The sequence below is a fragment of the Pseudomonas salicis genome (assembly GCF_057128705.1).
In genome coordinates this window covers 634,259-656,667 of record NZ_JBSKHU010000003.1, presented here as the reverse complement: position 1 = coordinate 656,667, position 22,409 = coordinate 634,259, and the positions used below count along the sequence as shown (strand labels likewise).

At 60.2% G+C, this 22,409-nt stretch carries 19 protein-coding genes; 6 read left to right on the top strand and 13 right to left on the bottom strand.

Translation table 11 applies throughout. The features are described from left to right. Nucleotides 1-4: 4 nt before the first annotated feature. Both nagZ and ACWKWE_RS13655 read right to left on the bottom strand, forming a co-directional pair. Nucleotides 5-1,003, bottom strand: coding sequence for a beta-N-acetylhexosaminidase (nagZ, locus tag ACWKWE_RS13660; protein ID WP_178115756.1), 999 nt, complete (start codon nucleotides 1,001-1,003; stop codon nucleotides 5-7). 101 nt (nucleotides 1,004-1,104) lie between these two features. Further along, a complete protein-coding gene (locus ACWKWE_RS13655) occupies nucleotides 1,105-1,815 on the bottom strand; it encodes a TetR/AcrR family transcriptional regulator (protein ID WP_166597315.1) in 711 nt (236 codons plus the stop codon). A gap of 252 nt (nucleotides 1,816-2,067) precedes the next feature. Between ACWKWE_RS13655 and lexA the strand changes: the two genes are divergently transcribed. Both lexA and sulA read left to right on the top strand, forming a co-directional pair. Next, nucleotides 2,068-2,676, top strand: coding sequence for a transcriptional repressor LexA (lexA, locus tag ACWKWE_RS13650; RefSeq protein WP_166597314.1), 609 nt, complete (start codon nucleotides 2,068-2,070; stop codon nucleotides 2,674-2,676). An 11-nt stretch (nucleotides 2,677-2,687) separates the two neighbouring features. Beyond that, a complete protein-coding gene (sulA, locus tag ACWKWE_RS13645) occupies nucleotides 2,688-3,191 on the top strand; it encodes an SOS-induced cell division inhibitor SulA (protein ID WP_166597313.1) in 504 nt (167 codons plus the stop codon). Nucleotides 3,192-3,309: 118 nt separating this feature from the next. On the opposite strand, the gene ACWKWE_RS13640 is transcribed toward sulA, so the two are convergent. From ACWKWE_RS13640 to ACWKWE_RS13610, 7 genes are all read right to left on the bottom strand, one after another. After that, complete coding sequence (locus ACWKWE_RS13640; RefSeq protein ID WP_166597312.1) at nucleotides 3,310-3,546, bottom strand: hypothetical protein; 237 nt, start codon at nucleotides 3,544-3,546, stop codon at nucleotides 3,310-3,312. A gap of 75 nt (nucleotides 3,547-3,621) precedes the next feature. Next, on the bottom strand, nucleotides 3,622-4,143 hold the full coding sequence (locus tag ACWKWE_RS13635; protein ID WP_166597311.1) for a DUF6586 family protein: 522 nt from the start codon (nucleotides 4,141-4,143) through the stop codon (nucleotides 3,622-3,624). A gap of 144 nt (nucleotides 4,144-4,287) precedes the next feature. Beyond that, nucleotides 4,288-6,891 carry a type I DNA topoisomerase gene (gene topA, locus ACWKWE_RS13630; protein ID WP_166597310.1) on the bottom strand — a complete coding sequence of 868 codons (2,604 nt, stop codon included), beginning with the start codon at nucleotides 6,889-6,891 and terminating at the stop codon, nucleotides 4,288-4,290. 110 nt (nucleotides 6,892-7,001) lie between these two features. Continuing rightward, entirely contained in the window at nucleotides 7,002-7,238 is a 237-nt protein-coding gene (locus tag ACWKWE_RS13625; RefSeq protein WP_166597309.1) for a DUF1653 domain-containing protein, read from the bottom strand. Nucleotides 7,239-7,342: 104 nt separating this feature from the next. After that, a complete protein-coding gene (gene fadA / locus ACWKWE_RS13620) occupies nucleotides 7,343-8,518 on the bottom strand; it encodes an acetyl-CoA C-acyltransferase FadA (RefSeq protein ID WP_483850810.1) in 1,176 nt (391 codons plus the stop codon). A gap of 23 nt (nucleotides 8,519-8,541) precedes the next feature. Further along, nucleotides 8,542-10,689: a fatty acid oxidation complex subunit alpha FadB gene (gene fadB / locus ACWKWE_RS13615; RefSeq protein WP_483850809.1), complete on the bottom strand. Its 2,148-nt coding sequence runs from the start codon at nucleotides 10,687-10,689 to the stop codon at nucleotides 8,542-8,544. Between the two features lie 575 nt (nucleotides 10,690-11,264). After that, on the bottom strand, nucleotides 11,265-11,702 hold the full coding sequence (locus ACWKWE_RS13610) for a hypothetical protein (RefSeq protein ID WP_483850808.1): 438 nt from the start codon (nucleotides 11,700-11,702) through the stop codon (nucleotides 11,265-11,267). A 110-nt stretch (nucleotides 11,703-11,812) separates the two neighbouring features. On the opposite strand from ACWKWE_RS13610, the gene ACWKWE_RS13605 reads away from it, so the two are divergent. Beyond that, complete coding sequence (locus ACWKWE_RS13605; protein WP_166597305.1) at nucleotides 11,813-12,256, top strand: universal stress protein; 444 nt, start codon at nucleotides 11,813-11,815, stop codon at nucleotides 12,254-12,256. A 132-nt stretch (nucleotides 12,257-12,388) separates the two neighbouring features. Here ACWKWE_RS13605 and ACWKWE_RS13600 read toward each other — a convergent pair whose 3' ends face one another. Further along, nucleotides 12,389-14,308, bottom strand: coding sequence for an ATP-binding cassette domain-containing protein (locus tag ACWKWE_RS13600; protein ID WP_166597304.1), 1,920 nt, complete (start codon nucleotides 14,306-14,308; stop codon nucleotides 12,389-12,391). A 444-nt stretch (nucleotides 14,309-14,752) separates the two neighbouring features. Between ACWKWE_RS13600 and ACWKWE_RS13595 the strand changes: the two genes are divergently transcribed. After that, a complete protein-coding gene (locus ACWKWE_RS13595) occupies nucleotides 14,753-16,681 on the top strand; it encodes a transglycosylase SLT domain-containing protein (RefSeq protein WP_166597303.1) in 1,929 nt (642 codons plus the stop codon). A gap of 121 nt (nucleotides 16,682-16,802) precedes the next feature. On the opposite strand, the gene ACWKWE_RS13590 is transcribed toward ACWKWE_RS13595, so the two are convergent. Next, on the bottom strand, nucleotides 16,803-17,414 hold the full coding sequence (locus ACWKWE_RS13590) for a glutathione S-transferase family protein (RefSeq protein ID WP_483850807.1): 612 nt from the start codon (nucleotides 17,412-17,414) through the stop codon (nucleotides 16,803-16,805). A gap of 289 nt (nucleotides 17,415-17,703) precedes the next feature. Here ACWKWE_RS13590 and ACWKWE_RS13585 point away from each other — a divergent pair, with 289 nt between their 5' ends. Next, nucleotides 17,704-19,347: a phosphoethanolamine transferase gene (locus ACWKWE_RS13585; protein ID WP_483850806.1), complete on the top strand. Its 1,644-nt coding sequence runs from the start codon at nucleotides 17,704-17,706 to the stop codon at nucleotides 19,345-19,347. Nucleotides 19,348-19,353: 6 nt separating this feature from the next. Beyond that, a complete protein-coding gene (locus tag ACWKWE_RS13580; protein ID WP_483850805.1) occupies nucleotides 19,354-20,178 on the top strand; it encodes an AraC family transcriptional regulator in 825 nt (274 codons plus the stop codon). On the opposite strand, the gene ACWKWE_RS13575 is transcribed toward ACWKWE_RS13580, so the two are convergent. After that, nucleotides 20,179-20,766, bottom strand: a complete 588-nt coding sequence (locus tag ACWKWE_RS13575) for a LysE family translocator (protein ID WP_483850804.1) — start codon at nucleotides 20,764-20,766, stop codon at nucleotides 20,179-20,181. A gap of 155 nt (nucleotides 20,767-20,921) precedes the next feature. Continuing rightward, nucleotides 20,922-22,391 (bottom strand): MFS transporter, encoded by a 1,470-nt coding sequence (locus ACWKWE_RS13570; RefSeq protein WP_483850803.1) that lies wholly within the window; start codon nucleotides 22,389-22,391, stop codon nucleotides 20,922-20,924. Nucleotides 22,392-22,409 lie beyond the last annotated feature (18 nt).

The following is a 22,409-nucleotide window of genomic DNA, read 5'->3' as shown; positions in this document are numbered from 1 at the left end:
ATCCTCAGTCGATCAGTTGAGCCGCACGCAACGCTGTCAGCGCCGCGAGCCAGCGTGGGTGTTGACGGTATTCGGTCGTGGCCAGGCCCTGACCGCGCATGCGGCCGATCCGGTCATGTGGCGTGATCTTCATCCGCTGGGCAGCGCTCAGTGCCAGCTCGGCGGCCGCCCGGTCGTTGCACACCAGCCCCATGTCACAGCCTGCGGTCAGTGCCGCTTCGATGCGGCTCGCGGCGTCGCCCACCACATGCGCACCTGCCATGGACAGGTCATCGCTGAAAATCACCCCGTCAAAGCCCAGCTCGCCGCGCAGAATGTCCTGCAACCAGCGGCGTGAAAAGCCAGCGGGCTGATTGTCGATTTGCGGGTAAATGACGTGGGCGGGCATCACGGCCGCCAGCTGTTTGCTCAGACGAGCGAACGGCACCAGGTCGCTGCCTCGCAGGGTCTCAAGACTGCGCTCGTCGGTGGGAATCGCGACGTGGGAGTCCGCTTCCGCCCAACCGTGCCCGGGGAAATGTTTGCCGGTCGCCGCCATGCCCGCGTCGTTCATGCCCTTGATGAAAGCGCCAGCCAACAGCGCTGCACGCTCCGGATCGCCTTCGAACGCCCGACTGCCCACCACCGCACTGCGCTGATAATCCAGGTCCAGCACCGGTGCGAAACTCAGGTCGAGTCCGACCGCCAGCACTTCGGTCGCCATCAGCCAGCCGCACTGCTCGGCCAGGAATTCGGCATTCGGGTTGTCAGCAATCGCCCGCATCGCAGGCAAACGGACGAAACCCTGACGCAGACGTTGAACCCGCCCTCCTTCCTGATCGACTGCCAGCAGCAGGTCAGGACGAATCGCACGAATGGACGCGCTCAGCTCACGGACCTGCCGTGGACTTTCGATGTTGCGCGCGAAAATGATCAGGCCGCCCACTTCGGGCTGACGCAGAAACTGACGGTCTTCGGACGTCAGCCAGGTACCGGCGATATCCACCATCAGGGAGCCATGCAGGCCAGAATGCATAGAAAGATCCTTCAACAACCATTGCCCAATGGGGCATGGTGCGGGATCGTCGGGTGCGATGCAAATGCACGGCACCCGGTGAGGGGGAATCAGACCTTGGCGGGCGCCGGGGCCGAACTTTTGCTGCGAGGCTTGAGCTGCGCGCTGATCATCGCCGCGTCGGTGACACCGGTTTCGGCACGCATGCCAGCTGCCAGGAACGGCACCATCAAACGCATGACCTGCTCAATCGAGGTGTTGACACCGAAGTCGGTCTCGGCAATCGCCCGCAGTGCTTTGATGCCGGACATGCTGAACGCGGCCGCGCCGAGCATGAAGTGCACGCGCCAGAACAGTTCGATGGGAGGAATACGGGGGGCGGCTTCGTTGACCAGAACCATGTAGCGGCGGAACACCTTGCCGTACATGTCTTCAAGATAACGCCGCAGGTGGCCTTGGCTCTGACTGAACGCCAAGCCCAGCAGGCGCATGAAAATCGACAAATCATTGCCGCTTCGGGGTTGCACCACCAGCGCTTGCTCGACGAGAATTTCCAGCAACTCTTCAAGGGTGGGCTTGTGTTCGGGCTTGGCTTGCCGACGTTCCAGCTCCTTGTCGAGGCTGGCGCAGAACGGCCCTAGAAAGCGCGAGAACACCGCCTGAATCAGCGCCTTCTTGGAACCGAAGTGATAATTCACCGCCGCCAGATTGACCGATGCCTTGCTGGTGATCAGCCGCAGCGAGGTTTCGGCAAACCCCTTCTCCGCAAACAGCTGCTCCGCAGCATCCAGAATTCGTTCAACTGTTTCCGACTGAGCCATGGGTTCTTCGCCTGACAAACACTTGTTTGAAACATACGTTTCAGCCGTCAGGCTGTCAACCCTCGGCTGTTCGTTTTCTGTCTGATCAGTCACGGCATTTAATCATATAAATCGCGGCCCCAAGCCATCATTCCCGCCCGGCGGATCCGTTCTCTCGGCGACGGTCGGTCAAGCCGCATGAAAAGGATGATTGCCAAGACGCGATCACTGTATATAATCCCAGTCACTGTATAAAAAGACAGAGCGATTCACATGATCAAACTGACGTCACGCCAAGCTGAAATCCTGGACTTCATCAAACGCTGTCTGGAAGACAACGGCTACCCGCCCACCCGTGCGGAAATCGCTCAGGAACTGGGGTTCAAATCCCCCAACGCCGCTGAAGAACACCTCAAGGCCTTGGCCCGCAAAGGCGCCATTGAAATGACCCCGGGCGCGTCCCGTGGCATTCGCATTCCTGGCTTCGAAGCCAAGGCAGACGACAGTGGCCTGCCTATCATCGGTCGTGTTGCCGCAGGTGCCCCCATCCTCGCCCAGCAGCACATCGAAGAATCCCTGGCCATCAACCCCGCCTTCTTTCATCCGAGTGCCGACTATCTGTTGCGTGTTCACGGCATGAGCATGAAGGACGTCGGCATTCTCGACGGTGACCTGCTGGCCGTTCACACCACCCGCGAAGCCCGCAACGGCCAGATCGTCGTGGCGCGGATCGGCGATGAAGTGACCGTCAAACGCTTCAAGCGGGAAGGCAACAAAGTCTGGCTGATCGCAGAAAACCCTGAATTCGCCCCCATCGAAGTCAACCTGAAAGATCAGGATCTGGTCATCGAAGGGCTGAGCGTCGGCGTGATTCGCCGCTAAGGAGAACGTTTATGCAGTTCCCACAGACACCGCAACAACATGCACAACTGCCGCTGTTCGAAGCCTTCATGGCCCCTGCCATGCCGCTGCTCGACGTGCCGCTGCTCCAGATTCCGGTCCTCGAAGACGTCGTCGAGGCACCGTGGAGCAACGAACCCGAAGTCTTCAGTGAATTGTCGTTGCGCGGCGCTGCCGGAAACTGCCTGAACCTCCTCGCGCCGATCTTGCGCGACCTGAGCCAGGACCGAAATGATCGCTGGCTGACGCTGATCGCGCCACCGTCGAGCGTGACGCAAGCCTGGCTGCGAGACGCGGGTCTAAACCGGGAACGCATTATCCTGATGCACCCGAGAGGCACGCAAAGCGCGCTGGAGCTGACACGGGAAGCCTTGCGACTGGGCCGCAGCCATACCGTTGTGAGCTGGATCAACCCGCTGCCGAGCACCGCGCGCCAGCAATTGATCAGCGCAGCGCGTGTCGGGGATGCGCAGAGTTTGAATATTCGCCTGGGCTGAGGCTATTCGCCTGAGCTGATCGGTACGGGCGTAACCGTCGGAAACAGGCACGCGCCGGGCCTCTCGTCAAACAGAGAAGCCAGCAGAAAGGGTAATACGAGGCTGATCCAGAACAGGATCAGTGCAGGACGCGAGGCCCCTCTTCTTCTTTGGTCAGTTCGCCTTCGGCCAGGCGACCGGCCATTTGCACGCCCACGCTGAGCATCGCCTTGGCGACTTCGACGTGTTGGCCATGCAGAAATGCCTTGGCGTCCTCAGAGAAATTCAAGGTCACCAGCGACCCTTCATCTTCGGCGCGGCGCAGCTCAATGCGGCCGTCAGGCAGTTCTACAATTTCCAGAAAAGAGGTTGGCATCAGGACAGTTCTCCACGAAAGGCGGGCATTGTAACAGCCTGATGACTCAGGCCCTAGCCCACCGATCACAATGCCTTAACACTCGCTCAGCCCTTCACGGAATCGGATCGCCAGGCTTTTCAGCTGTTGGCGCCAGCTCTCCATTTCTTCGCGAGTCAGTTCGGGCTCGACTTCGTCTTCGGCGCCCACGGAAATGATCAACGGCTGGGTCACATCGCCTTTGGGTTTTTTCGGGGCACGGGGCGGCTGAAACAGCGCGTTGTAGGACGCCAGCAGTTGCGCCAGCCAGGTTTCGCGCTGCTGAGCCAATTCCACCAACTCACCCATTTCAGGGATTGCGATGGCTTCCAGCACTTGAGGGGTGAGCAAGTCCTCGGCGCGGGCCGTGCTGGCGTTGGGCAGGCGATAGAAACCCGCAATTTCATGGCACAAACCCAGCAGCGCACCATAGAGATGAAAGATTGCCGACTCGCGTTCCGCCTGCTCAAGCCCTTGGGCGTTCATGGCGCGGCTTTCTTTCGCCTTGGCCATGGATTCGAGCGCCAAGCCTGCGAAGAACAGCTTTTGGTTGGTGCGGGTATAGAGTTCGTGAGCCATGTCAGTGGTCTCCCCATCGATAAAGTGTTGTAACGAATCCGCCAGGGAAAAAAATCCCTCGATGCGCAGGCCGGCCACCGAGGGATTCTTTTAACGCAAAGCGCGGGCGCTTGCCAGCCGCGTTAGCAGCTCACACGCGAGCGATCAACGCTTGTCTTCGACCTTCCACTTGCCGCCGTCGTAAAAGGCACGCCAGCCGGTCGGCTTGCCTTCCACTTCAGTCTGCACATACTGCTCCTTGGACTTACGGCTGTAACGAATCACTGCCGGACGGCCATCTGGGTCTTTCTGTGGGGCTTCGCACAGGAAGTGGTACTTCGGATCGATCTCGGACTTGTGCGGCACGATTTCCAGCACCAGCGGCGCTCGGGTCTCGCGGTTTTTCGGGAACTGGCTGGCGGCCAGGAACAGCCCCGACGCGCCGTCGCGCAGAATGTAGGTGTCGTCGACCTTCTCGCACTTCAGCTCCGGCATTTTCACCGGGTCCATTTTCGGTGGCGCCGCTTCGCCGCTTTTCAGGAGCTTGCGGGTGTTCTTGCAATTGGTGCAGCCGAAGAACTTGCCGAAACGGCCGGTCTTGAGCTGCATCTCGCCGCCACACTTGTCGCACTCGACGCTCGGGCCTTCATAGCCCTTGATGCGGTAGGTGCCCTCTTCGATCTCGTAGCCTGCGCAATCCGGGTTGTTGCCGCAGATGTGCAGTTTGCGTTTCTCGTCGAGCAGGTAGGCATCCATCGCCGTGCTGCAGATCGGGCAGCGGTGCTTGCCACGCAATACGCGGGATTCCGACTCACCCTCGTCGTCTTCGGCGATTTCGTCGCCCGGCGTCAGGTTGACCGTGGCCTTGCAGCGCTCTTTCGGCGGCAGGCTGTAGCCCGAGCAACCGAGGAAAACGCCCGTGGACGCGGTACGAATCTGCATCGGACGGCCGCACACCTTGCACGGGATATCGGTCATCACCGGCTCGTTGGCCCGCATGCCGCTGCCCGTGGCTTCGGCCACTTCCAGCTTCTTCTTGAAGTCGCCATAGAACTCGTCGAGCACGTTTTTCCAGTCACGCTCGCCCTGGGCCACATCATCGAGGTTCTCTTCCATGCCGGCGGTGAAGCCGTAGTCCATCAGGTTGGAGAAGCTCTCCGACAGGCGCTCAGTGACGATGTCACCCATCTTCTCGGAGTAGAAGCGGCGGTTGTGCAGCGCCACGTAGCCACGGTCCTGAATCGTCGAGATGATCGCCGCGTAAGTCGAAGGACGACCGATGCCGCGTTTTTCCATCTCCTTGACCAGGCTCGCTTCCGAATAGCGCGCAGGCGGCTTGGTGAAATGCTGGCTCGGGTCGAGCTTGATCAGCTTCATCACGTCGCCCTGAGCCATGTCTGGCAGCACGTCGTCATCACCGGGCTTGCTCATCTGCGGCAGCACACGGGTGTAACCGTCGAATTTGAGGATGCGGCCCTTGGCGCGCAGCTCGAACTCACTCGCCGCCACGCTGACAGTGGTGGACAGGTATTGCGCAGGCGGCATCTGGCAGGCCACGAACTGGCGCCAGATCAGCTCGTACAGACGCTCGGCATCGCGTTCCATGCCCGTCAGCTTGCTCGGATGAGTGTTGACGTCGGAAGGACGAATCGCTTCGTGAGCCTCTTGTGCACCTTCCTTGCTGCTGTAGACGATCGGCGCGTCCGGCAGGTACTTCTTGCCGAACTCGGTTTCAATGTAGGTGCGGGCCATGGCCACGGCGTCGGCCGACAGGTTGGTCGAGTCGGTACGCATGTACGTGATGTAACCCGCTTCGTACAAACGCTGGGCCATCATCATGGTTTTCTTCACGCCGTAGCCCAAGCGGTTGCTCGCGGCCTGTTGCAGCGTGGACGTGATGAACGGCGCCGACGGCTTGCTGCTGGTCGGTTTGTCCTCACGCTTGGCGATCTTGTAGGCAGACGCCTTGAGCTTTTCCAGCGCGGCCATCGCCTGCGCTTCGTTCAGCGGCTTGAAGGCCTCGCCGTTTTCCCGCGCCACTTCGAAACGCACGTTGGCGCCTTTCGCGGTGCCGAGGTCGGCGTGCACTTCCCAATATTCTTCCGGGTTGAACGCACGGATTTCGCGCTCACGCTCCACGACCAGTTTCACGGCCACGGACTGGACGCGGCCGGCAGACAGACCACGGGCAATCTTCTGCCAGAGCAGCGGCGAGACCATGTAACCCACGACGCGGTCGAGGAAACGGCGGGCCTGCTGGGCGTTGACGCGGTCGATGTCCAGCTCGCCCGGCTTGGAGAACGCTTCCTGAATGGCTTTCTTGGTGATTTCGTTGAACACCACGCGCTTGTAGCGCTCGTCGTCACCGCCGATGGCTTCACGCAGGTGCCAGGCAATGGCTTCCCCTTCGCGGTCCAAGTCCGTCGCGAGATAGATGGTGTCGGCATCTTTGGCCAGGCGGCGCAGCTCGTCGATCACCTTTTCCTTGCCAGGCAAGATCTCGTACTTGGCTTTCCAGCCATGCTCCGGATCGACGCCCATGCGAGCCACGAGCTGGCGCTTGGCCTTTTCCTTGGGCGTCAATGCAGGCGCTTCGGAAGCTGTCTTGCCCTTTTTGGCGGCAGGTTCTTTCGCAGCGCTAGCCGAACCGCTGGTGGGCAGGTCTCGGATATGGCCGATACTCGACTTCACCACGTACTGGCTGCCCAGATACTTGTTGATGGTCTTGGCCTTAGCCGGGGATTCCACAATGACCAGCGATTTGCCCATGGATCGGAAAATTCCTAATGCGAGAAAAAAAGACGTCAGAGCCGTCGAGGCCCCGCTATATATAGTGGCTACAAGGTGAGGTCAAGCAGAGGCTACTGCAAGGTCTCGCCTTACGACCTTGAAAAAAGGTCAGGTTCGGCCGTGACCAAAGCAAAGCGTGGCACGTGCTCGCCGTCAACCTCGACTGACTCCAGAAACATCGTCAAAGGACGAACCCAGAGGCCGTATTCACCATACAGCGCCTGATAGAACACGACTTCTTCTTCGGTCTCAGAATGCTTCGCGACACCGAATACACGGTACTCGGGGCCTTTGTAATGACGGTAGAGACCTGGCTTCAACGGCATGCGGTGGACCTCTCGAACGGACGCGAAAAAAACTTCAAAAAAAAACATTTCCTGAAAAACACAAAAGCCGGGGCACGTGGCCCCGGCTTGAACACTCATGCCGATTAAACGCGTTCGAACACCGTTGTGATGCCCTGGCCGAGACCAATACACATCGTGGCCACACCCAAGGTGCCGCCCTTCTGCTTCATCACATTGAGCAAGGTGCCGGAAATCCGCGCCCCCGAGCAACCAAACGGGTGACCCAAGGCGATGGCGCCGCCGTGCAGGTTAACCTTCTGGTCCATCTTGTCGAGCACTTTCAAATCTTTCAGTACCGGCAAGGCTTGGGCGGCGAAGGCTTCGTTGAGTTCGAAGTAGTCGATGTCAGCAATGCTCAGACCCGCGCGCTTGAGCGCTTTCTGGGTCGCTGGAACAGGGCCGTAACCCATGATCGCCGGGTCCACACCCGCCACGGCCATGGAGCGGATCACCGCCATCGGCTGAATGCCGAGGTCCATCGCACGCTGGCCGGACATGACGATCATGCACGATGCGCCGTCGGTGATCTGCGACGACGTACCCGCTGTCACGGTGCCGCCTTTCGGGTTGAACGCAGGCTTCAGGGCGGCCAGGCTTTCCAGCGTGGTCTCTGGGCGAATGGTTTCGTCGAAGGCGTACATCTTCAGGAAACCGTTCTCGTCATACCCTTGCATCGGGATGATTTCGTCCTTGAAGTTGCCTTCCACGGTCGCTTGATGGGCCAGACGGTGCGAACGTACGCCGAACGCGTCCTGGGCTTCACGGGTGATGCCGTGCATCTTGCCGAGCATTTCAGCGGTCAGGCCCATCATGCCCGAGGCCTTGGCGGCATACAGCGACATGTGCGGGTTCGGGTCGACGCCGTGCATCATCCCGACGTGGCCCATGTGCTCGACCCCGCCGATGACGAAGACGTCACCGTTGTTGCTCATGATCGCCTGAGCCGCAGTGTGCAGCGCACTCATCGACGAGCCGCACAGACGGCTGACGGTTTGTGCCGCCGACGTGTGCGGAATCTGAGTCATCAGCGACGCCATGCGCGCGATGTTCCAGCCCTGCTCCAGGGTCTGGTTGACGCAGCCCCAGATCACGTCCTCGACTTCTGCCGGGTCGACCTTGCTGTTGCGCTCCAGCAGTTTGCTGATCAGGTGCGCCGACATGTCTTCGGCGCGGGTATTGCGGTGCATGCCACCCTTGGAGCGGCCCATCGGTGTGCGACCGAAGTCGACAATCACGACGTCTCTCGGATTCAAGCTCATATTCTCACCTGTTCGTTGGGCACTTAGCCGAAGAAGCGCTGGCCGGTCTTGGCCATTTCACGCAGCTTCGCAGTGGGGTGGTACAAAGCGCCCAGATCAGCGTATTGGTCCGCCAGGGCAACGAATTCAGCGACACCGATCGAGTCGATGTAACGCAGCGCACCGCCACGGAACGGAGGGAAACCGATGCCGTAGATCAAGCCCATGTCGGCTTCGGCGGCGGTGTCGACGATGCCGTCTTCCAGGCAACGCACGGTTTCGAGGCACAGCGGGATCATCATCCAGTTGATGATGTCCTCGTCGGTGACTTCACGCTGCTCGTAAATCACCGGCTTGAGCACTTCCAGCACGGAGGCGTCGACGACTTTCTTCGGCTTGCCCTTCTTGTCGGTCTCGTAGACGTAGAAGCCCTTGCCGTTCTTCTGGCCCAGGCGATTGGCTTCGTACAACGCGTCCACGGCAGAACGGCGATCATCCTTCATGCGATCCGGGAAACCCTCGGCCATGACGTCGCGACCGTGGTGGCCGGTGTCGATGCCGACCACGTCCATCAGGTACGCCGGGCCCATTGGCCAGCCGAATTTTTCCATGACTTTATCGATGCGCACGAAATCCACACCGGCACTGACCAACTTGGCGAAACCGCCGAAGTATGGGAACAGGATGCGGTTGACCAGGAAGCCCGGGCAGTCGTTGACCACGATTGGGTTTTTGCCCATTTTCTTGGCGTAGGCCACGGTGGTCGCGACCGCGACTTCACTGGACTTCTCGCCACGGATGACTTCCACCAGCGGCATCATGTGCACCGGGTTGAAGAAGTGCATGCCAACGAAGTTTTCTGGACGCTTGAGCGCCTTGGCCAGCAGGCTGATGGAAATGGTCGAGGTGTTGGATGCCAGAATGGTGTTCTCACCCACCTGCGCTTCCACTTCGGCCAGTACGGCCTGTTTGACTTTCGGGTTCTCGACGACGGCTTCGACGACCAGGTCGACGTGACCGAAATCGCCGTAGGACAGCGTCGGACGAATCGCATTCAGCGCTTCGGCCATCTTCGCCGGGGTCAGACGGTTTTTCTCGACACGCTTGCCCAGCAGCTTCGACGCTTCGTCCAGGCCCAGTTGAATGGCCTCTTCACGAATGTCCTTCATCAGAATCGGGGTGCCTTTCAGCGCCGACTGGTAGGCGATGCCGCCACCCATGATGCCCGCGCCGAGTACGGCAGCCTGCTTCACGTCCTTGGCGACTTCGTCGTAGATCTTGGCTTTCTTTTTCAGCTCCTGATCGTTCAGGAACAGGCCGATCAGACTTTCGGCAGCCGAAGTCTTGGCCATTTTCACGAAGCCGGTGGCTTCGACTTCCAACGCCTTGTCGCGACCGAAGTTCGCGGCTTTCTGGATGGTCTTGATGGCTTCGACCGGGGCCGGGTAGTTAGGGCCCGCTTGACCGGCGACGAAACCTTTGGCGGTTTCGAAGGCCATCATTTGCTCGATGGCGTTGAGTTTGAGCTTGTCCAGCTTCGGTTGACGCTTGGCCTTGAAGTCAAACTCGCCGGAAATGGCACGCTTGATCAGGTCCAGCGCGGCATCCTGCAGTTTGCCCGGCTCGACGATCGCGTCCACGGCGCCCACTTTCAGGGCATCTTCGGCGCGGTTGTCTTTGCCGGAGGCGATCCATTCGACGGCGTTATCGACACCAATCAAACGTGGCAGGCGCACGGTGCCGCCGAAACCCGGGTAAATGCCGAGTTTGACCTCTGGCAGACCGATCTTGGCCGTGGTGGACATGACACGGAAATCCGCCGCCAGGCACATTTCCAGGCCGCCACCCAGAGCGATACCGTTGATGACAGCCAGGGTCGGCACGTTGAGGTCTTCAAAGTCACTGAAGATTTTGTTCGCTTCAAGGTTACCGGCGACCAGTTCGGCGTCCGGCAGCTTGAAGTTGTCGACGAATTCGGTGATGTCGGCGCCGACGATGAACACGTCCTTGCCGCTGGTGACGATAACGCCCTTGACCGACCCGTCAGCCTTGATGGCATCGACGGCCTGGCGCAGGTCATTGAGGGTGAGGCGGTTGAACTTGTTGACGGACTCACCCTTGAGGTCGAATTTCAATTCGACGATGCCACTTTCAAGAGCCTTAACCGTGATGGCTTTACCTTCGTAAATCATCAACTGATCTCCACGATATGGAAGCTGAACAATACGCGTCAGACGCTGAAATCCGGCGGCAGGCAAAGACGTTTCCGTCAATGCGAACACCAAACGCCAGGCACCCCGTCGACACGATTCGGGCGTCTGTCAGAGCATTCCTACGGCAAACGCTCAATTCATACGCCCGTTTGATTTGGGTGCGCCTACCTTCTGCCATATTCCAGCAATTGTCAATTCAGCAGACAGCGGACAAAACCGGCAAATCACAGGCAAAAGACACAGGTGATAAGGCAGCATTCAGCGTAATGATTGCGTTCAACGGACAGGCTGGGGGAGTAAACGCGAGAAGCGACGACCGGTACGCAAATCCTGGAAAATAATGGGATCCACCGCAGACAAATGCACCAAGAAGGTCTACATTCTGTGCACTGCGCATCAAGACGGGTCGTTTTTTCGGAAGTGATGTGAAACGAATCGGCACGTCTTCTGCGGTATTGCACCGCAGAGCACCACGAATTACGGCCTGCCTGGCCAACCCCCAGCCCGATGTTGTTATCGGGCTTTTTAATGCCTGCGATTTGCCCTTGCCGCCGTCACGCCAACGCTTTCAGCACGGCAGCAATGCGCTGCAACACTTCCGACTCGCCTCGCTCGGCCCAATAAAGGGCAATCAGCTGCTTGCCAGCTTCGACTTTGTAGACGTCGGCGGGCAGCGTCTGAAAGTGCGCCTGCAAGCGGGCATCCTCACACGGCTCGCGCCATTGGTTGACCCACTCACCGGGGGTCATCTGCCAGTACGTCCACACATCCGGCTCGCGGGCCGTGCGAGGTCGGTGATACTGCGCGCACGGGCTCGGGGGCTCGACGGGCAGCCAATGGGGCCATTCCTGTGGGATCAGCTGCATGGCCAGTCCCATGCGCCGTGCCTCCATCCGCATGGCCATGCGACCGCTCTGGGAGCGCGATGGTCTGAGCCATACCAAAGGGCTTAATATGACGGCAATGATTGACAGCACTATCCACACCGTCATATGTGTATGCCCCTGTCGCGGGGAGCGACGGGTAAAACATGAAGGCGTGCCATGAGGCGCGTGAAAAGAGCCATAATCAACACCATCGCAGACCTCAGAAGGAACATCCCATGTCCTATGAACATATTTTGGTAGCCGTGGACCTCACTGAAGAGTGCGATCCCGTTATCAAGCGTGCCATCAAGCTTGCGCTGGGCACCAACGCCAAGCTGTCGCTGGTGCACATCGTCGAACCCATGGCCATGGCCTTTGGCGGCGATGTGCCAATGGACCTCTCGCAGCTGCAACAACAGCAATTCGATCAGGCCAAGGAAAAGCTTGAAGCACTTAAGTTGAAATACCCTGACGTGAAAACCGGTGACAGTCATCTGACCTACGGCCAGCCGCGCCAGGAAATTCACCAGTTGGCCAAGGAACATCACGTAGACCTGATCGTAGTCGGCAGCCACGGCCGTCACGGCCTGTCGCTACTGTTGGGCTCAACCGCCAATGACGTGCTGCACGGTGCGCCGTGCGACGTACTGGCGGTCCGCCTGGTCAAACGCGCCGAGTAATCCTGCGACGCAAACAAAAGCCCGGCCCGTTGAAGGGGTCGGGCTTTTTTGTGGCTGCCGATTGCCGAAGGATTACCCTTCCTGCTAAGCGCTTACTCGTCCAGCTCGGCGCCTACTCGTCCAGCTCGGCGCTCACTCGTCAAGCTCGGCCCAGCGCTCGACCAACCCGTCCAGTTCCTTGTTCAGTTGCTCCAGGGACGCCAGCACTTTGGCCGTTTCGGCAGCCGGACGCTGGTAGAAGCCCGGATGGGCAATCTCGGCTTCAACGGCAGCAATCTGCTGCTCTTTGGCGTCGATCTCGCCCGGCAACGCTTCCAGCTCACGCTGCAGTTTGTAGCTGAGCTTTTTCTTCGCGGCGGGGGCGGCTTCCTGCACAGGTGCAGGGGCTGCAACCGGCTCGACGATGGCCGAATTCAGGTCGGCCTTGCCGGACTTGCTTTCCGTCACGCCCAAGAGACGCGGCGAACCGCCCTGACGCAGCCAGTCCTGATAGCCACCGACGAACTCGCGAACCTTGCCCTCGCCTTCGAAGACCAGCGTGCTGGTGACCACGTTGTCGAGGAATGCCCGGTCGTGGCTGACCATCAGCACAGTGCCTTTGAAGGTCAGCAGCACTTCTTCCAGCAGTTCGAGGGTCTCGACGTCCAGGTCGTTGGTCGGTTCGTCGAGCACCAGCAGGTTGGCGGGTTTGCTGAACAGCTTGGCGAGCAGCAAACGCGCGCGCTCGCCCCCGGACAGCGCCTTGACCGGCGTGCGCGCACGCTGAGGGCTGAACAGGAAATCGCCGAGGTAGCTGAGGACGTGGCGGCTTTGGCCGTCGATGTCGATGAAGTCGCGGCCTTCCGCAACGTTGTCGACCACGGTTTTTTCCAGGTCGAGCTGGTGACGCAGCTGGTCGAAGTAGGCGACTTCCAGGTTTGTCCCCACATCCACCGAACCGCTGGTGGGCTGGAGATTGTCGAGCATCAGCTTGAGCAGCGTGGTCTTGCCGGTGCCGTTGGCGCCGAGCAGACCAATGCGGTCTTCACGCTGCAGGACCATGGAGAAGTCCTTGATCAGCATCGGGCCACCGGGGTGGGCGAAGCTGACGTTGTCCAGCACCATGACCTGCTTGCCGGATTTCTCGGCGGTGTCCAGCTGGATGTTGGCCTTGCCGGTGCGGTCGCGACGCTCGCTGCGTTCGACGCGCAGGGCCTTCAAGGCACGCACACGGCCTTCGTTACGGGTACGACGGGCCTTGATGCCTTGACGAATCCACACCTCTTCCTGAGCCAGCCGCTTGTCGAACAGCGCGTTGGCGGTCTCTTCGGCAGCCAGCGCGGCTTCCTTGTGCACAAGGAAGCTGGCGTAGTCGCCGTTCCAGTCGATCAGGCCGCCACGGTCCAGTTCCAGAATGCGGGTGGCGAGGTTTTGCAGGAAAGAGCGGTCGTGCGTGATGAACAGCACGGCGCCCTGGAATTCCTTCAGCGCTTCTTCGAGCCAGGCAATCGCACCGATGTCCAGGTGGTTGGTCGGTTCGTCAAGCAGCAGCAGATCGGGTTCGGACACCAACGCCTGGGCGAGCAACACACGACGACGCCAGCCACCGGAGAGTTCGGCGAGGGTCTTGTCGGCGGGCAGTTGCAGGCGGCTGAGTGTGCTGTCGACCAGTTGCTGCAGGCGCCAGCCGTCACGGGCTTCGAGGTCCGACTGCACGTGCATCAGCTTGTCGAGGTCTTCGGCGGTGACGATGTTCTGGCTAAGGTGGTGGTATTCGGCGAGCAAGGCGCCCACGCCATCGAGGCCTTCCGCCACGACGTCGAATACGGTGCGGCCGTCGGCCACGGGCAGTTCCTGAGGCAACTCGCCGATTTTCAGCCCCGGCGCACGCCAGACGCTACCGTCATCGGGCAATTGCACGCCCTTGACCAGCTTCAACATGCTGGATTTACCGGTGCCATTGCGACCGATGATGCAGACCCGCTCTCCACGGGCGATCTGCCAGGACACCTTGTCCAACAACGGCATGGCGCCGAACGCAAGGGACACATCGCTGAATTTGAGCAGGGTCATGAGCTTCTCCAAAAACCGGGGGCGCATTCTACCTGAGATGGTGAGGGGATTGGGCGGGATTCGATGATGGGGTGGGAATTGGTTTTCAATCGTTATTTTGATGCCCTCCGGGCCTATCGCGAGCAAGCTCACTCCTACATTTGCTTAAACACGTGCCATGGCCTGATGGACCGAGTTGTGAGCCTTTGGGTTAACGGGATATTGATCTGGAACACCAAAGGCTCACAACGCGGTCCAACAGAATGCGGCGCGTTGCAAAAAATGTAGGAGTGAGCTTGCTCGCGATCAGGCCCGAAGGGCATCAGAGTAAGAATCCCAAGCGAGCCCCTTAAACTACAACCATTTGTTTCCATCCCCTCACCCCCACCACCTTCGCGCTTCAACCCACGCAGGCAACAGGCTAAGCTAGCGGCACTTTTCACGGTTCATCTGCACGGAAGTCTCATGCGCAGTCGTTTGTTCAGCCTTTTGTCCTGCCTGCTTCTGTCGGCCACCGCCGCCCAGTCCGTCCAAGCGGTCGATATCACCACCCAACGTCAATATTACGATCAGGCCAAACGCGCGCTGGCAAAGGGCGATGCCGGGCCGTATCGCATGTACGGCGCGGCCCTGGCGGATTATCCCCTCGAGCCGTACCTCGCCTACGACGAACTCACGGCCCGCCTCAACACCGCGAGCAACGACGAAGTCGAGCGTTTCCTGGCCGAGCATGGCGACCTGCCACAGGCCAACTTCATGAAGCTGCGCTGGCTTCGACTGCTCGCCTCGCGGGGTGACTGGCAACCGTTCGTCAAATATTACGACCCCAAGCTCAATTTCACCGAGCTGGACTGCCTGTACGGCTCCTACCAGCTCAGCCACAACATGCGCTCTGAAGGCTACGCCAACGCCGAAAAGCTCTGGATGACCGGTAAGACGCTCCCGACAGCGTGCGACACGTTCTTCACCCAATGGGCCGTCGAAGGCCAGTTGACCGAACAGAAACGCTGGCAGCGCGCCAAACTGGCCGCGCAAACGCGTAACTATTCATTGGCCAACCAGTTGGTCAACAGCATGACCACCCTCGCTCCTCAGGGTCGTTTGCTGATCGCCGTGGCGCAGAAGCCGGAAATGGTGAACAACCAGGGTCAGTTCATGCCGGCCGATGAAGCCATGTCCGACGTGGTCGGCCTGGGCCTGCGCCGCTTGGCAAAACAGGACCCGCAGCGGGCCATGGAATTGCTCGACAGCTATTCGCCCATGCTGCGCTTTTCTCACGAAGAACAGGTGCAGATCGCCAAGGAAATCGGCCTGACCCTCGCCCGCAGCTACGACGATCGCGCCCTCCCGCTGATGACCAAGTACGACCCGGACCTGCGTGACGACACCGTCACCGAATGGCGCCTGCGCTTGTTGCTGCGTCTGGGCCGCTGGAATGACGCCTATGAGCTGACCCGTCGTCTGCCGCAGGACCTGGCGACCACCAACCGCTGGCGTTACTGGCAGGCCCGTTCGCTGGAGCTGTCACAGCCGAACAGTCCGTTGTTGCCCGCCATGTACAAAGCCGTGGCGAAGGAGCGGGATTTCTACGGTTTCCTCGCCGCAGACCGTACCCAGACGCCGTACATGCTGAACAACAAGCCGCTGCCGCTGACGCAGGCAACCCTGAATAAGGTCCGCAATACGGCGGGCGTGCGCCGTGCGCTGGAGTTCTACCAGCGTGGGGAAGTCGTCAACGGACGCCGTGAGTGGTACCACGTGACGCGTCACTTCAGCCGCGACGAGATGGTCGCCCAAGCGAAGCTGGCGTATGACATGGGCTGGTACTTCCCGGCGATTCGCACCATCAGTCAGGCGCAGTATTGGGATGATCTGGACATCCGCTTCCCGATGGCCCACCGCGACACCCTCGTGCGTGAGGCGCAGGTTCGGGGCCTGCACGCCAGTTGGGTGTTCGCGATCACCCGTCAGGAAAGCGCGTTCATGGACGATGCTCGCTCCGGCGTTGGCGCCAGTGGCCTGATGCAACTCATGCCTGCCACCGCGAAAGAGACGGCGCGCAAGTTCAGCATTCCGCTGGCCTCTCCCGCCCAGGTACTGGACCCGGACACCAACATTCAGTTGGGTGCGGCGTACCTGAGCCAGATTCATGGGCAGTTCAACGGTAACCGGGTGCTGGCGTCGGCGGCCTATAACGCTGGTCCGGGCCGCGTGCGGCAATGGCTGAAAGGTGCGAATCACTTGGCGTTCGACGTGTGGGTCGAGAGCATTCCGTTCGACGAAACCCGCCAATACGTGCAAAACGTGCTGTCCTATGCGGTGATCTACGGTCAAAAGCTCAATGCACCGCAGCCCCTGGTGGACTGGCATGAACGGTTTTTTGATGACCTGTGATGGATAGGGTGTAAGCGGGGGGATCAGGCGTTTCGGCAGTGACTGATCCTCCCTCCATCACGTCACGGCCCGTGCGACCCCCAACGTCGGCGAAGCCGCTCCCGGAGCCAGAGCACCCGTTTCAAACCATCGGCAATGTTCGAAAAATTTCCAGCGCTTCTGCTTCTGCACTAAACCCTGCCAGCACCGGAAACGCCTCGCCGCTCACTTGATCGCCTACGACCACCTGAATGAACGACCAGCCCACCGCGATACTGATCCCGTCCTGCCCGATATCCCGTCCCGCGCTCAACGGCCGCGCCATCAGTTCCCGTTCAAGCTCACCGCAAGCGGTCTTCAACTGCCCACTCACCCGCTCCAGCCACGGCCCATGCTGACGCTCCGCAGGCCGCAGGTTACGTTCGTAATGAATCTGCACCGCCTTTTCATAGGCCACCAACGCCAGCCCCGTCAGCCGTAACGTTTGCGTCCGCTCTGCCAGCGTCAAGGGCATCAATCCCTTGCCGGGCCCTTGCAAAAACTCCACGTAGTCCAGAATCAGGCTCGACTCCATCAACACTTGCCCATCATCGGTGACGAACGTCGGCGCCTTGATCAACGGATTGATCTCGCTGAAACGCGCCATGCCCTGAAACACCGACACCGACTCATGCTCGAACGCGATCCCCATTCGTTTAAGGCTGACCGCGACCCGCCGCACATAAGGCGAATCCAGCATTCCGATGAGCTTCATCCCCTGCCTCCTATAAGCCTGCAAGCCAATTGACGGGTTTCGACAACGATCCTTCGCAGGCTAGCTGAAGCGCTCAAGGCCGCAACGTACAGCCTGGGAAAACATTTCAATTCGTAACACGCCGTCTACGCTGTATTCACGAAGTCTTCACAAACGTTCTGAAAAACTCCGCGCGATCCCCGTTATCCATCAACCCGCTTGCCTGTTCGGCAGGCCTGTCTGACGTGCACGTCGCAGGGATCGCTTGACGTGAAATGCACCCCCAGACCCGCTCCGAGTCGTTCGTCATATGGAAATACGTTCAAAACTGCCCGTCGTCACCTCCACCCGCCTGGTCATGTTGTTTTCCCTGTGTCTTGTGGTGTTTTACAACCTCGCCACCTGGCACGCACTGGTCGGTCTGACGCAGCTGCAAGGGATTAAGGTCGTCGCGTTTTATGTCTCTTTCGCGTTTTTCCTGTGGGCGGCGATCACGCTGCTGCTGACGCCGTTCTCCTTCCGGCCGACGCTCAAGCCGGTGCTGAGTCTGGTGGCGATGTGTTCGGCGGCCGCCGCGTATTTCATGAACACTTACGGCATCACCATCGACACGGTGATGATGCAGAACGTGCTGGAAACCAACCCGGGCGAAGCCAAGGCGCTGCTCAGCGGCAGGCTCTTCCTTTATCTGGGCCTGCTTGGCGCGTTGCCGATTGCGGTGATCTGGCTGATCCCGGTCACCTACCGCCGCGTGCTGCCGGGGCTGATCAACAAAGTGCTGGTCTGCATCGGCTGCGTGCTGGTGATCGCGGCCGCCGTGGGGCCGTTCTACTCGACCTACGCCCCGATCTTTCGTGACGAAGACAAGCTCACCCACTTTATCAACCCGACCAACTACATCTACGCCATTGGCAAGCTGACCAAGCAGACCGTGGCGATCAAGGAAACGGTCAAGATCCAGACCGTGGGCACCGACTCGGTTCTCAGCCCCGAAGCGCAGGCGCGGCCGAAGAAAAGCCTGATGATTTTCGTCGTCGGCGAAACCGCCCGCGCCGACCATTTCTCGCTCAACGGCTACGCCCGCGAGACCAACCCGGAATTGAAGAAGCAGGACATTCTCAACTTCACCCAGGTGGCGTCCTGCGGCACGTCCACGGCAGTCTCGGTGCCGTGCATGTTCTCCAAATTCCCGCGCAGCGATTACAGCGACAAGAAAGGCAAGACCTATGAGGGCCTGCTGGACATGCTGCAACGGGCGGGTTTGAAGGTGGTGTGGCTGGACAACAACAGCGATTGCAAAGGCACCTGCCTGCGCGTGCCCCACAGCGACATTCCGAAAAACCAGCCCAGCCCCTTCTGCGACGGCCAGAACTGCCTGGATGAATCGCTGTTGGTAGGCTTGCAGGCGTACATCGACTCGCTCAAGGACAACGCGATCATCGTCCTGCATTCCGACGGCAGCCACGGCCCGGAATACTATGACCGCTACCCGAAATCCCTGGAGCGCTTCACGCCGGTCTGCCACACCAATCAACTGGGCAGTTGCACCTCGGACGAGCTGAAGAATGTGTACGACAACACGATTCTCTACACCGACCACTTCCTGTCGCAGACCATCGAGCTCCTCAAGCGCAATCAGGACAAGGTCGACACGTCGATGATCTACGTCTCTGACCACGGCGAGTCGCTGGGCGAAAACGGTATCTACCTGCACGCCGCCCCTTACGCCATCGCCCCGAGCGCGCAGACCCACGTGCCAATGGTCATGTGGTTCGGCAACGCCACACTGGAAGACGCGGGCGTCGATCGCAGCTGCCTCGCCGCCAAGCAGAACCAGCCCGACCTGAGCCATGACTACATGTTTCATTCGGTGCTAGGCTTGCTCGGCGTCAACACCACCGAATACCAGCCGGCTCTGGATATTTTCCACAGCTGCAAACACAGCAAAGGATGACCTGACATGCCCCTCCAGAACCCGGTAAGCCCCTCAGCGACTCCGGTGTTCTGGCGGGACGCGCAATTGCCTTTCATCGAAGCCCGCTCCATCGCCGATGGCCGTAAGGTCTGCTATTCCCGGCACTCCCACGACGTGTTTTCCATCGGCGCGATCACCTCCGGACAGAGCACGTACCTGCACGAAAAAACCTGCCAGACCATCAACACCGGCACCGTTGTATTGATGAACCCTGGCGACGTGCATGCCTGCAACCCGATCGACGACCAGCCTTGGTCGTACATCATGTTCTACGTCGATGCGCAGTGGTTGGGCCGGGTGCAGCAGGCGTGCGGGGTCGAGGGGTTTCGGGCGATTCCGGCCATTTCCAGTGCCGATACTTTGCTGTTCACGGGGTTGTTGGCGCTGCACCGGACCTTGATCGACCCGACGCTGGACTCGCTGGAGAAACACGAAGCCGCCGTCGCGTATTTCACCCAGATGCAGCAACGGCTGGGCGGGACCGATGTGCCGTTGAAGAAGGTCAATCTGAAGGTGGAACGCGCTGCGCAGTACATCAATCAGCACTTTCTGCGGGCGATCCGGCTGGAGGAAATCTGCCAGGCGGCGAACGTGTCAGAGGCCTATCTGATTCGCGCCTTCGAGCAGCATTACCACATGACGCCCCACGCCTATCTGATCAACCGCCGTGTCCAGCACGCCCAGGCGCAGTTGCGTCAAGGCGACACCTTGGCCGACATCGCCCAGCAGAGCGGCTTTGCTGATCAGGCGCACTTTCAACGGGTGTTCAAGAAACACCTGGCGGCGACCCCGGGTCAGTACCGTCAGTGATCAGACGTACAGCAGTGACACCGCACACCCGGCCAACAGCGCCGACATGCTGCGATTGAACAGGCGAATGCGTCGGGGGCTGCGCAGCCAAGGGCCAAGGAATGCCCCGGCATAGGCCCAGCAGCCGACGGAGAGGTAGCACACCACGAAGTAGATCAGCGCAAACAGCCCGATCAGCCGCGCCTCTCCGTCCGCCACGAACGCCCCCATTCCCGCCACTGCCGCGAGCCAGGCCTTGGGGTTGAGCCATTGCATCGCAGCCCCGTGCCAGAACGATGGCGCGTGGGTGGGTTTGTCGAGGTGCAGGCGGCCATCGTCCATCGCCAGTTTCCAGGCAAGATAGATCAGAAACGCCATCCCGGCCCAACGGATCAAATCGGTCAGCACGGGGTATTGGCGAAGCACTTCGTGCAGGCCAAACCCGGTGAACACCAACAGCACGACAAAGCCCACCGTCGCGCCCAGCACGTGCCGCAGACTCGCCCCCAAACCGAACTGCGCCCCGGAACTGAGCGCCACGACGTTCACTGGGCCGGGGGAAATCGACGCCGCAAGGGCGAACGCCGCCATGGAAATCATCAGGTTCATTACCGCCCTTCTCCGTTCAATGAATGAGCGCAGACAGTAACGGGTGGGGTTGGGGGCGGTATTGAAGAAAACTGACCAGTGCCTGCCATGATCACCCGTGTGAGGTCCGACTCCCACGGCCTTCGGCCAGAATCAAACGCGCGGGTTTGCTGAGGTCAATCACTCGCTTGCGACAACGGTCGAGCGACGTCTTCCAATGATTTGCGCTCGGACGCCACGCCCCAGATCGCTTGCACCGCCGCCGCCAGCAACATCAACGCGGCGCCGATCAGGTAACCGATGAACACCGGCCCCCGCTCATGGCTGTCGATCAACTCACCGAACAGCGTCGGTCCGACAATCCCGCCCAGCGCGGTGCCGAACGCATAGAACACCGCAATCGCCAGCGCACGGATTTCCAGCGGGAAGGTTTCGGCCACAGTGAGGTAAGCCGAACTGGCCGCTGCCGAGGCAAAGAAAAAGATGATCATCCAGGCAATGGCTTGCTGGGTGACGTTGAGCACGCCTTGTTCGAACAGGTAGCCGCTGATGCTCAGCAGCACGGCCGACACCGCATACGTCAGGCTGATCATGACCCGCCGCCCTACCACGTCAAACAGCCTGCCCAGCAGCAACGGTCCGCAGAAATTCCCCAGTGCCAGCGGCAACACGTACCAGCCAATCGACGCTGACGGCACCTGATAAAACTCGGTCAGCACCAACGCATAGGTGAAGAAGATTGCGTTGTAGAAAAATGCCTGCGCGGTCAGCAGCGTCAGGCCGACCAATGCGCGCTGGCGATAGGTGTTGAACAGCGTGTCGAAGATTTCCCGTAACGGCGTGTGATCCCGCGCATGCAGGCGCAGTTTTTTTCCACTCGGTTCAGGCAGGTCATGGCCTTGCTCACGAAAGCGCGCTTCGATGGCTTCGACGATGGCTTTTGCTTCTTCGGCCTGGCCATGGATCAGCAACCAGCGTGGGCTTTCTGGCAGCCACAGGCGCATCAGCAAAATCACCAGCCCGAGCAACGCACCGATGCCGAAGCACAAGCGCCAGCCCAGGTCGCCGCCGATCCAGCCAGGGTCCAGCAGAATGATCGAGCCGCCCGCCCCGAGCGCCGCCCCGATCCAGAAGGTGCCGTTGATGGTCAGATCGACCCAGCCGCGAAACCGCGCCGGGGTGAATTCCTGGATGGTCGAATTGATCGCCGTGTATTCGCCACCGATGCCCATCCCGGTCAGGAACCGGAACAGCATGAAGCTCCACAGGCTGAACGAAAACGCCGTGGCGGCGGTGGCACAGATGTAGAGGGCCAGGGTGATGAAGAACAGCTTGCGTCGCCCAAGGCGGTCGGTCAGCCAGCCAAAAAACAGCGCCCCCAGGACGGCGCCGCAGATGTAGGCGCCACCCGCCAACCCGATGTCGGCGTTGTTCAGGCGCAGCACCGGGCTCTCTTTCAGCGCCCCTGATACTGACCCTGCCAGCGTGACTTCAAGACCGTCGAGCAGCCAGGTGATGCCGAGGGCAAACACCAGCAATGTATGAAAACCGCCCCACGGCAAGCGGTCCAGACGCGACGGGAGATCGGTTTCAAACACCCTGCCCTTGGCCTGCTCCGCTGCTGAATCGACGCTCGCGACGGTCATGGTGAATCCCTGCTCCAC

Bases quoted from the DNA above. Each gene is read 5' to 3' on its own strand.
- sulA (WP_166597313.1), top strand. From the start codon at position 2,688: ATGCAGTTCCCACAGACACCGCAACAACATGCACAACTGCCGCTGTTC.
- ACWKWE_RS13625 (WP_166597309.1), bottom strand. From the start codon at position 7,238: ATGCCGTTGAAGCCAGGTCTCTACCGTCATTACAAAGGCCCCGAGTAC.
- fadA (WP_483850810.1), bottom strand. From the start codon at position 8,518: ATGAGCTTGAATCCGAGAGACGTCGTGATTGTCGACTTCGGTCGCACA.
- ACWKWE_RS13655 (WP_166597315.1), bottom strand. From the start codon at position 1,815: ATGGCTCAGTCGGAAACAGTTGAACGAATTCTGGATGCTGCGGAGCAG.
- ACWKWE_RS13585 (WP_483850806.1), top strand. From the start codon at position 17,704: ATGGAAATACGTTCAAAACTGCCCGTCGTCACCTCCACCCGCCTGGTC.
- ACWKWE_RS13640 (WP_166597312.1), bottom strand. From the start codon at position 3,546: ATGCCAACCTCTTTTCTGGAAATTGTAGAACTGCCTGACGGCCGCATT.
- ACWKWE_RS13635 (WP_166597311.1), bottom strand. From the start codon at position 4,143: ATGGCTCACGAACTCTATACCCGCACCAACCAAAAGCTGTTCTTCGCA.
- ACWKWE_RS13580 (WP_483850805.1), top strand. From the start codon at position 19,354: ATGCCCCTCCAGAACCCGGTAAGCCCCTCAGCGACTCCGGTGTTCTGG.
- ACWKWE_RS13610 (WP_483850808.1), bottom strand. From the start codon at position 11,702: ATGACGGTGTGGATAGTGCTGTCAATCATTGCCGTCATATTAAGCCCT.
- ACWKWE_RS13600 (WP_166597304.1), bottom strand. From the start codon at position 14,308: ATGACCCTGCTCAAATTCAGCGATGTGTCCCTTGCGTTCGGCGCCATG.
- ACWKWE_RS13570 (WP_483850803.1), bottom strand. From the start codon at position 22,391: ATGACCGTCGCGAGCGTCGATTCAGCAGCGGAGCAGGCCAAGGGCAGG.
- ACWKWE_RS13590 (WP_483850807.1), bottom strand. From the start codon at position 17,414: ATGAAGCTCATCGGAATGCTGGATTCGCCTTATGTGCGGCGGGTCGCG.
- fadB (WP_483850809.1), bottom strand. From the start codon at position 10,689: ATGATTTACGAAGGTAAAGCCATCACGGTTAAGGCTCTTGAAAGTGGC.
- ACWKWE_RS13595 (WP_166597303.1), top strand. From the start codon at position 14,753: ATGCGCAGTCGTTTGTTCAGCCTTTTGTCCTGCCTGCTTCTGTCGGCC.
- ACWKWE_RS13605 (WP_166597305.1), top strand. From the start codon at position 11,813: ATGTCCTATGAACATATTTTGGTAGCCGTGGACCTCACTGAAGAGTGC.
- topA (WP_166597310.1), bottom strand. From the start codon at position 6,891: ATGGGCAAATCGCTGGTCATTGTGGAATCCCCGGCTAAGGCCAAGACC.
- lexA (WP_166597314.1), top strand. From the start codon at position 2,068: ATGATCAAACTGACGTCACGCCAAGCTGAAATCCTGGACTTCATCAAA.
- ACWKWE_RS13575 (WP_483850804.1), bottom strand. From the start codon at position 20,766: ATGAACCTGATGATTTCCATGGCGGCGTTCGCCCTTGCGGCGTCGATT.